This is a genomic window from Mycobacterium asiaticum (genome assembly GCF_001668675.1).
GTDB lineage: Bacteria > Actinomycetota > Actinomycetes > Mycobacteriales > Mycobacteriaceae > Mycobacterium > Mycobacterium asiaticum_D.
Window position 1 is genome coordinate 1 of record NZ_LZKQ01000291.1, and the last position, 8,690, is coordinate 8,690.

The following is an 8,690-nucleotide window of genomic DNA, read 5'->3' on the forward strand; positions in this document are numbered from 1 at the left end:
CTAATGCGGGCTAGTGCGTCCGGGCGCGGCCCCGTGCCGAGCAGACGCGTATGCCCCCGACACGCCGTGCGTGCGGGGGCTTACGCGTCTGCTCACCGGGCGATCGGAATCGGCTCGGTGCCCTCGGGCGGCGGCGCGGGATGCACATCGAGATCCAGCTGGGCAGCGACCGCGCGCTCGTCGGGCAGCCCGGGCGTTCCAGCGATCGCGCCCTGCAGCCACAGCTTCGCCTGCACCACCGGGCGCCGCCACCGGCGTTCACGCTGCAGGGCACGCCGCATCTTGGCCGGCCGGGTGGTGTAGCGCCAGCGCGCCCACGGTGCGTGCGGCCGGGACAACCGGATTGCCCCGACCACCAGCAGCACAACGATGAACATGCCCAGCAGACCCGTCCACACCTTGCCCTTGAGCAGTACCACCACGGCCAATGGCAGGGTCAGCACCAGCGCGCCGACCAGCGTGCTCTGCAGCGTCACCCAATTGCCGTCGTGGCGGATCGGCAGGATGAACATCAGCGGATGCAGCCCCAGCATCAACAGCCCGGCCACGGCCACCGCGGCGAACACCGCGTCCACCGAGCTGCGGCCGTCCTCCTCCCAGTACACGTCGGACAGATGCAGGATCAGGGCGTACTCGTCGAGCACCAGGGCCGCACCGATCCCGAAAAGGGTTGCCGCGACGGTCAACTCGGGTCCATCGCCGTTCACCGCCAAGGTGACCATGGTCAACCCGGACACCATCACCAGCAGCACACCGAATGTCACGTGGTGAATGTGGACCGCCCCGATGTGAATGTTGCGGGGCTGCCACCACCTCGCCGGCTTGCCCCGGTCGCCGCGATGGCGGATGAACCGTACGCAGGACCGGGTGACGAAGAAGGTCAGGATGAAGGCGATCAGGCAGCACAGCAGCGGCAGCCTGCCGCGGTCGACGATGTCATGCTCCAGCCAATGGCGCACCAGAAAAAAGCTACGCCCGCCGACGCGCCCGCGCCGGAAGCCGCGCTGCGCGGGCAAGACTACGCAGGATAACGATTAGGCTGTCTGCGACATGAGTAGATGGCAGTCGCCCGTGGTGGGCAGTCGATCCGGGCGGGTGTGGTTGTGGTGCCTGCTCTGGCTGCTGGCCGCGCTGGCGCTGGCCAACACGTGCTGGCAGCTCTTCGGGCACATTCCCTACCGGATCGACATCGACGTCTATCAGATGGGCGGGCGCGCCTGGCTGGACGGTCGGCCGTTGTACAGCGGGAACGTGATGTTCCACACACCGATCGTGGACCTGCCGTTCACCTATCCCCCGTTGGCCGCGGTGGTGTTCAGCCCGTTCGCCTGGATGGGGATGCCGGTCGCCAGCGTCGCGATCACGGCGCTGACGCTCGCGGTGCTGCTGGTGTCGACGGCAATCGTGCTGACCCGCCTCGACGTGTGGGCCGACTCGGACCTGCTGGCCGGCCCGGCCTGGCTGCGCCGCTGGTGGTTGGCCGTGGTCATCGTCGCGCCGGCGTCGATCTGGCTGGAACCGATCAGCTCGAACTTCGCCTTCGGCCAGATCAACGCCGTGCTGATGGCGCTGGTGCTCGCCGACTGCCTCCCCCGCCGTACGCCGTGGCCGCGAGGAGTGCTGCTGGGCCTGGGTATCGCGCTCAAGCTCACCCCGGCCGTGTTCCTGCTGTATTTCCTGCTCCGGCGGGACACCCGCGCCACGGTCACCTCGATCGTGACCTTCGTTGCCGCGACGCTGGTCGGCTTCGCGCTGGCCTGGCGTGATTCCTGGGAGTACTGGACCCGCACGCTGCACCACACCGACCGCATCGGTGAGGCGGCGCTGAACACCGACCAGAACATCGCGGGAGCCCTGGCCCGCCTGGGGCTCGAGCAGCAGGAACGGTTCCCGTGGTGGGTGCTGGCCTGTCTGCTGGTGCTGGGCGCGACCATCTGGGCGATGCGCCGGGTGCTGCGGGCCGACGAAGCACCCCTGGCCGTCATCTGTGTGGCCCTGTTCGGGTTGGTGGTTTCGCCGGTGTCGTGGTCGCACCACTGGGTGTGGATGCTGCCGGCCGTGCTGGTGACCGGGGTGCTGGCCTGGCGGCGCCGCAACGTCGCGCTCGGCGTCGTCACCCTGCTGGGGCTGGCGTTGATGCGGTGGACGCCCATCGACCTGCTGCCCAAGCACCACGAGACGACGGCGGCCTGGTGGCGGCAACTGCTCGGGATGTCCTACGTGTGGTGGGCGCTGGCGGTGATCGTGGTCGCCGGTGTGACCGTCACCGCGCAGGTGGCGCCGGCTCGGTTGGCGTCGCGGGAACGCACCCCGGTAGCGGCCGCGGGCTGATCAGGCCCGCCGATCAACCAGCCTGCGTTTCCGGAATCCGGTCGGCCCTCGTGGAGTCCGGGGCGGAATCCGATTTGGACCCGTCCGCATCACCATCCCCAGCGCTGCCGTCCTTCACGCTGGCGGCGTAGATGTCGACGTATTCCTGACCGGACAGCCCCATCAGCTCGTACATCACCTCGTCGATGACGGCGCGCTCGATGAAGTGGTTGCCGGCCAGCCCGTCGAAGCGCGAGAAGTCCATAGGCTTGCCGAACCGCACGGTGACGCGGCCGAACCGCAGCATCGACGTGCCGGGCGGGTTGACCTTGTTGGTGCCGATCATCGCCACCGGGATCACCGGAACGCCCGTCTGCAATGCCAGTCGCGCCAGCCCCGTCTTTCCCTTGTACAGGCGGCCATCCGGCGAGCGGGTGCCTTCGGGATACATCCCCAGCAGCTTGCCCTGGGCCAGTACCTGCTTGGCGGTCTCCAGCGCGGCCTGAGCGGCTTCGGAGTCGGTCCGGTCGATCGGCACCTGCCCGACGGCGGTGTAGAACCAGCGGTTGAACCAGCCCTTCACCCCGGTGCCGGTGAAGTATTCGCTCTTGGCCAGGAAGGTGATGCGCCTGCGCACCACCAGCGGCAGGAAGAAACTGTCCATGACCGCCAGGTGGTTACTGGCCAGGATCACCGGCCCAGAACTCGGAACGTGGTGCAGCCCTTCAACTTTCGGGCGCCCCAGCAAGGACAGGAGCGGGCCGAGGAGAACGTACTTGAATAGGTAGTACCACATAACTCCCTCTCGGCTGCACCGGATGGTGTCTGCGCCAACTGTACCGATCCGCGAAGGCGCGGACCACCTCGCGAACTAGGACCGCTCGCGCTGGCTCACTCCTGCAGGGTAACTGGGATGGCCTGGTAACCGGTCCTAGCAGCGCCGTTGCCGTTGGCGCTCGGCGGGGCGGGTTCGGTGGGCAAACCGCCGTGCGGAGGGTCGTCGTCAGGCGCGGGATCGGCCGCGTCGTGCATGTCGTCGACGATGGACTGAATCACTTCCAGCAACGCGACGCTGTGGTTGGCGATGACCGTCACCAACGGGTGCTGCTCACCATTGACCACCGCCGCCAGCGCGCACACCGGGCACCACACCTGCTGGCATTTGCCGGTTCCGCCGCTGGCCGCCAGGGTCGCCGCGGCACGCACGGCGGGGTCGATCCCGTCCACGATGGCCTGCGCCAATTTGCGCAACTCCGGACCGATATCGGTATGACCCGTAGTCACTTTGGCCATACCTCCGGATCCGGTTGAAATCGAACGGTCAGCTCACCGCCGCGCAACTGTGCGTCCAGCACGGTACACCGCCGTAGCACCGAGGCTAACCGAATTCGCCGGCGCACCCCGCCCGCGCTGATGATCAGATCATCATCCGAGCGGCCCAGCGCCAGCGTTGCGGGGTCGAGCTGGGGCAACGCCAACCGCAGCCGGTACACCGAATCCAGGCCGGAGCCGGACTCCAGGTCGACGACCGGACGCACGGGGGCTGGCGGCTCGGCGCCGCGACGGCGCCGGGCGCTGTCCAGCAACTCGGCCAGCGCCTTGGTCCCGATCGGTTCCCCAGCCTGGTGGGCGATGAGGATCAGCGCCACATCGCCGATGGTGGCGTCGAGTTCTTCCAGCACGGCGCGCTGCTCGGAGATGCGTTCTGCGTACCAGTAGAACGCGGGATGGTCGGGCAGACTGCGGTATTCGTAGGTTTCGTCCCGGACCAGTACCTGATTGACGAGCAGCTCCTCGACCCGCACACCCATCAACGACAGCGACCCCAGGGTGCGCGCCGCCTCGGCGGCCACCACCCGCTCGGGCGTGAGGACCAGGTGCGCGCCGACCAGATCTCCGTCGGTCAGCAACGAACTCAGCCGTTCCACGCCGGCGCTGGTCCGTTCCAGCAGTTCGACCACTGCTGCCGAGCGGCTGTCATCGCTGCCGATGCTGAGCCGGCGATGCCGCGGCCAGGCCCGTTCGACGTACAGCGCGAAAGTGGCGGGCAGCGTCAGCATGCGCAGCGCGTCTGCGGTCGAGGCGCAGTCCACCACGATACGATCCCAGCGGCCCGACATCGCGAGCTCGCCGACGGCATGTAGGCCGAGTACTTCCTGGATACCGGGCAGCGCCGAAAGTTCTTCGGGCGCAATGCGACTCAGCTCGGATTCGGGGAATCGCGCGTCGAGGGCGTCGACGACGTCGCGCCACCGGTCTTCGAGCAGCGCCAGGGTGTCCAGCGCCAGCGCGTCGAGCAAACCGCCGCCGGTCTCTGCGTCGTCGGCAAGCACGCGAATCGCGTCGCCCTGGCCGGTCGGTGGCACCGGGACACCCAGCACGTCACCCAACGAATGGGCTTGGTCGGTGGACACCACCAACACGCGCTGACCATCGCCGGCGTCGCGAACCGCGGTCGCACACGCCAGGGTGGATTTTCCTACCCCACCCTTACCTACGAACAGACTGATCCGGGCCGGGGCGGGCGCCGCGGAATCACTCAGCCCTCGACTCGTTTCTTCAGATCCTTCAATGCGCCGTCGATCAGCCGCCGTTCGGCCTTGCGCTTGAGCATCCCAATCATCGGCACGGCCAGGTCGACCGCCAGCTCGTAGGTGACCTCGGTCCCAGATCCCTTGGGCGCCAGGATGTAGGTGCCCTCCAGGGACTTGAGCAGCGAGCTGGATTCCAGGGTCCAGCTCAGCGACTTGCGGTCGGCCGGCCACTGGTAATTCATGATCAAGGTGTCTTTGAAGATGGTCGCGTCCATCAACATGCGCGCCTTTTTGGGATAGCCCTCGTCGTCGGCCTCGAGAACTTCGACTTCCTTGTACTCGTTGATCCAGTCCGGATAGGACTCGATGTCGGCGATCGCCCGCATCACCTCGGCGGGATCGGCATCGATATAGATCGTCTGAGTCGTCTTGTCCGCCACTTGGCTGCTTCCCTTTCCCGGTTCGGATCCGGTCAGTTGTGGGAGCGCCCCCGTCTCCCTGCAGGAACGCTACTCTTTTGCACCGCTCCTGACGCCTATCTTGACCCGGTTAAATTACCGGAGAAACGCCGACCGGACGTGCGGCTTCCAGGGTCGTTTTCACCTCGAAGGCCATTTTTTTGCCCGCCACCCGCCGGCGGTGTGTCAGCTTGGCCAGGTTGAGCTTGGCCAGCTCCGATCCGGACACTCCGGTCGGTTCCGCGTGCAGAAAATAGTGCAGCACCACGCCGTCCATCGACGGTTCCAGCCAGATTTCCATGGTGCCGGTCAGCGCCCCGGCGACGGTCCACCTGACGCCCTTCTCGGCGCGATCCTCGGTCACCGTCAGCCGGAGATCGGGCCACCACCGGCGCCACTTGGACTGATCGGCGATCGCGGCCCCGACCAGCGCGCCGTCGGCGGCGATATATGTTTCGTCGGCGATCTGGATGCTGTTCATTGCCTCAGCTTCACATATCGGACCGTTCAGCCATCCAGGCGAGGTCCGGACCGGGGGTCTCCATGCTGCGGGAATGACCGGATTAGGCTGGTGACAGCAACCCTGGCGAGAAGCGCCACCCTAGGTCAAGCGAGGTAACTTCAAGTGCGTCAGTACAGTGTCCCCGCCCGCTTTACCGTCGACGAGCACGACAACGTCGCGGCGGTCGTGTACCAGCACGAACGTGACGACCCGGACTACGTGATCTACAAGCGGCGGATCGACGGCGCTTGGACCGACGTGACGTGCGCGCAGGCCTCTGAGCAGATCCGGTCCGCCGCCCTGGGTTTGATCGGCCTGGGGGTTGAGGCGGGCGATCGGGTCTCGATTTTCTCGGCGACCTGCTACGAATGGGCGATTCTGGACCTGGCGATCCTGTCGATCGGCGCCGTCACCGTCCCCATCTATGAGACGTCGTCGGCCGAGCAGGTGCGCTGGGTGCTGCAGGACTCGGAGGCGGTTGTCGCGTTCGCCGAGACCGACGCGCATGCCGCGATGGTCACCGAGTTGACCGGCGAGCTGCCCGCCCTGCGCCGGGTGCTGCACATCAACGGCTCCGGGCCCAAGGCGTTGGACCAGTTGGCGGAAGCCGCTGCATCGGTCGACGCGGCCGAGCTCACCGCGCGCCAGGAGGCACTGCGCGCCGAGCACGCGGCGACGCTGATCTACACCTCGGGCACCACCGGCCGGCCCAAAGGCTGCCAGCTGACCCACTCGAACCTGCTGCACGAGATCCGCGGCGTGCAGGAATGCCTGCCGACGCTGTTGCGCAAGGGCGAGCGGCTGCTGGTCTTCTTGCCGCTGGCGCACGTGCTGGCCCGGGCGCTGACCTTGTCGGCGTTCACCAGCCAAGTCACCGTGGGCTTTACCAGTGACATCAAAAACCTGCTGCCGCTGTTCGCGGAATTCAAACCCACTGTGGTGGTTTCGGTTCCGCGTGTATTCGAAAAGGTGTACAACACCGCCGAGCAGAATGCGTCTAATGACGGCAAGGGGCCCATCTTCAAGGCGGCCGCGGACACCGCGGTGGCGTGGAGCCGGGCCCAGGACGACGGGAAACCGGGATTGGTGCTGCGCGCCAAGCACGCGGTCTTCGACCGGCTGGTCTACCACAAGCTGCGGGCGGCACTCGGCGGGGAGTGCCATGCCGCGGTGTCCGGTGGCGCGCCGCTGGGCGCCCGGCTCGGCCACTTCTACCGCGGTGTCGGATTGACGATCTACGAGGGCTACGGCCTGACCGAGACCAGCGCGGCCATCACCGTCAACCAGATCAACGGACTCAAGATCGGGACCGTCGGCAAGCTGGTGCCGGGCAACAGCCTCAAGATCGCCGAGGACAAGGAGCTGTTGGTACGGGGCGGGGTGGTGTTCGGTGGCTACTGGCGCAACGAGCAGGCCACCGAAGACGCGTTCACCGATGGGTGGTTCCGCACCGGCGACCTCGGCTCGATCGACGAGGACGGCTTCCTGACCATCACCGGGCGCAAGAAGGAGCTGATCGTCACCGCGGGCGGCAAGAACGTCGCGCCCGCGGTGCTCGAAGACCAGCTGCGGTCGCATCCGCTGATCAGCCAGGCGATGGTGGTCGGCGACAACAAGCCGTTCATCGGCGCGTTGATCACCATCGACCCGGAGTCGTTCGGCGGATGGAAACAGCGCAACAGCAAGGCCGAGGGCGCCTCCGTCGGCGACCTGGCCACCGACCCCGACCTGGTCGCCGAGGTGGACACCGCCGTCAAGAAGGCCAACCAGCAGGTGTCCAACGCCGAGTCGATCCGCAAGTTCCGCATCCTGCCGGTCGACTTCACCGAGGACACCGGGGAGCTGACTCCGACGATGAAGGTCAAGCGCAACGTGGTCGCCGAGAAGTTCGCCTCCGACATCGAGGCGATCTACGAAAAGGACTGATCTGCGCCGGTCGCGTTGATCCCGCGAGCAGACGCGTGGGCCCCCGCACGCACGGCGTGTCGGGGGCTCACGCGTCTGCTCGGCACGGCTAGCCGAGCAAATCCGCGAGCCGGGCGGCCAGGGTGTCCCAGCGCCATTCCTTGCGCACCCAGTCGCGGCCCGCGGCGCCCATCGCGGCGGCCCGGTCCCGGTCGGCCAGCAGCCCGCTGACCGCGTCGGCGATCTGGTCCACCGAGTTGCCGTCAACGACCAGGCCGGTCTTGTCATGCTGCACCGCTTCGGGCGCCCCGCCCGAGCGGCCGGCCACCACCGGCACCCCGGCCGCGGACGCTTCCAGGAAGACGATGCCCAGGCCCTCGACGTCCAACCCGGCGCCGCGGGTGCGGCAGGGCATCGCGAAGACGTCGGCCATCGCGTGATGGGCCGGCAATTCATCGCCCGGAACGCCGCCGGTGAACGTCACCTCATCGGCCACCCCGGCCTCGCGCGCCAACTTGCGCAAGGTGTCCAGGTAGGGGCCTCCCCCGACGATCACCAGGGCGGCCCCATCGACCCGCTGCCGGATCGTGGGCAGCGCCTTGATCAGCATGTCCTGGCCCTTGCGCGGCACCAGCCGGGATACACACACCACGGTGGGCCGCTCACCCAACCCGTAGCGCTCGCGCAACTCCGCGCGCGCGGCGGGGTCGGGGCGGAACCGGTCGCTGTCCACCCCCGGCGGCAGGTACTCCATGGCGGCAGCCGGCCCGAACGCCGGTGCGAAGCGCGATCGGGTGTAGCGGCTGACGAAGGTCACGACGTCGGTGTCGTCACCGATGCGCCGCAACACCGAACGCGCCACCGGAAGCATCGACCAGCCCACCTCGTGGCCGTGGGGGGGGGGCCGCCCCCGGCGCGCCCCGGCCTGCCGGGCGGGGGGGGGCTGGCCAGCAGCCGGGGCGCCGCGACGCCGGGTGGGGG

The 8,690-nt window shown here is 67.8% G+C and carries 9 protein-coding genes; 2 read left to right on the top strand and 7 right to left on the bottom strand.

Translation table 11 applies throughout. The features are described 5' to 3' along the window. Positions 1-92 precede the first annotated feature (92 nt). Positions 93-959 (bottom strand): hypothetical protein, encoded by an 867-nt coding sequence (locus tag A9X01_RS24355; RefSeq protein WP_065123189.1) that lies wholly within the window; start codon positions 957-959, stop codon positions 93-95. Between the two features lie 91 nt (positions 960-1,050). Between A9X01_RS24355 and A9X01_RS24360 the strand changes: the two genes are divergently transcribed. Next, positions 1,051-2,331 carry a glycosyltransferase 87 family protein gene (locus A9X01_RS24360; RefSeq protein ID WP_065123184.1) on the top strand — a complete coding sequence of 427 codons (1,281 nt, stop codon included), beginning with the start codon at positions 1,051-1,053 and terminating at the stop codon, positions 2,329-2,331. Between the two features lie 13 nt (positions 2,332-2,344). Here the strand turns inward: A9X01_RS24360 and A9X01_RS24365 are convergent, their stop codons facing one another. From A9X01_RS24365 to A9X01_RS24385, 5 genes are all read right to left on the bottom strand, one after another. Then, positions 2,345-3,106 (bottom strand): lysophospholipid acyltransferase family protein, encoded by a 762-nt coding sequence (locus tag A9X01_RS24365; protein ID WP_065123185.1) that lies wholly within the window; start codon positions 3,104-3,106, stop codon positions 2,345-2,347. A 95-nt stretch (positions 3,107-3,201) separates the two neighbouring features. After that, on the bottom strand, positions 3,202-3,594 hold the full coding sequence (locus A9X01_RS24370) for a hypothetical protein (RefSeq protein ID WP_065123190.1): 393 nt from the start codon (positions 3,592-3,594) through the stop codon (positions 3,202-3,204). Beyond that, positions 3,591-4,853 (bottom strand): ArsA family ATPase, encoded by a 1,263-nt coding sequence (locus tag A9X01_RS24375; protein WP_081282612.1) that lies wholly within the window; start codon positions 4,851-4,853, stop codon positions 3,591-3,593. Before A9X01_RS24375 ends, A9X01_RS24370 begins: the two co-directional genes overlap by 4 nt. After that, positions 4,850-5,284: an SRPBCC family protein gene (locus A9X01_RS24380; protein ID WP_036359453.1), complete on the bottom strand. Its 435-nt coding sequence runs from the start codon at positions 5,282-5,284 to the stop codon at positions 4,850-4,852. The genes A9X01_RS24375 and A9X01_RS24380 overlap by 4 nt, the downstream gene beginning before the upstream one ends. A 109-nt stretch (positions 5,285-5,393) precedes the next feature. Further along, positions 5,394-5,783, bottom strand: a complete 390-nt coding sequence (locus tag A9X01_RS24385) for a polyketide cyclase / dehydrase and lipid transport (RefSeq protein ID WP_065123187.1) — start codon at positions 5,781-5,783, stop codon at positions 5,394-5,396. A 144-nt stretch (positions 5,784-5,927) separates the two neighbouring features. Between A9X01_RS24385 and A9X01_RS24390 the strand changes: the two genes are divergently transcribed. Next, positions 5,928-7,730 (top strand): AMP-dependent synthetase/ligase, encoded by a 1,803-nt coding sequence (locus A9X01_RS24390; RefSeq protein ID WP_065123188.1) that lies wholly within the window; start codon positions 5,928-5,930, stop codon positions 7,728-7,730. 88 nt (positions 7,731-7,818) lie between these two features. Here A9X01_RS24390 and A9X01_RS24395 read toward each other — a convergent pair. Beyond that, positions 7,819-8,690: glycosyltransferase family 4 protein (locus A9X01_RS24395; protein WP_065123191.1), on the bottom strand; the 872-nt coding region annotated here is incomplete at its 5' end.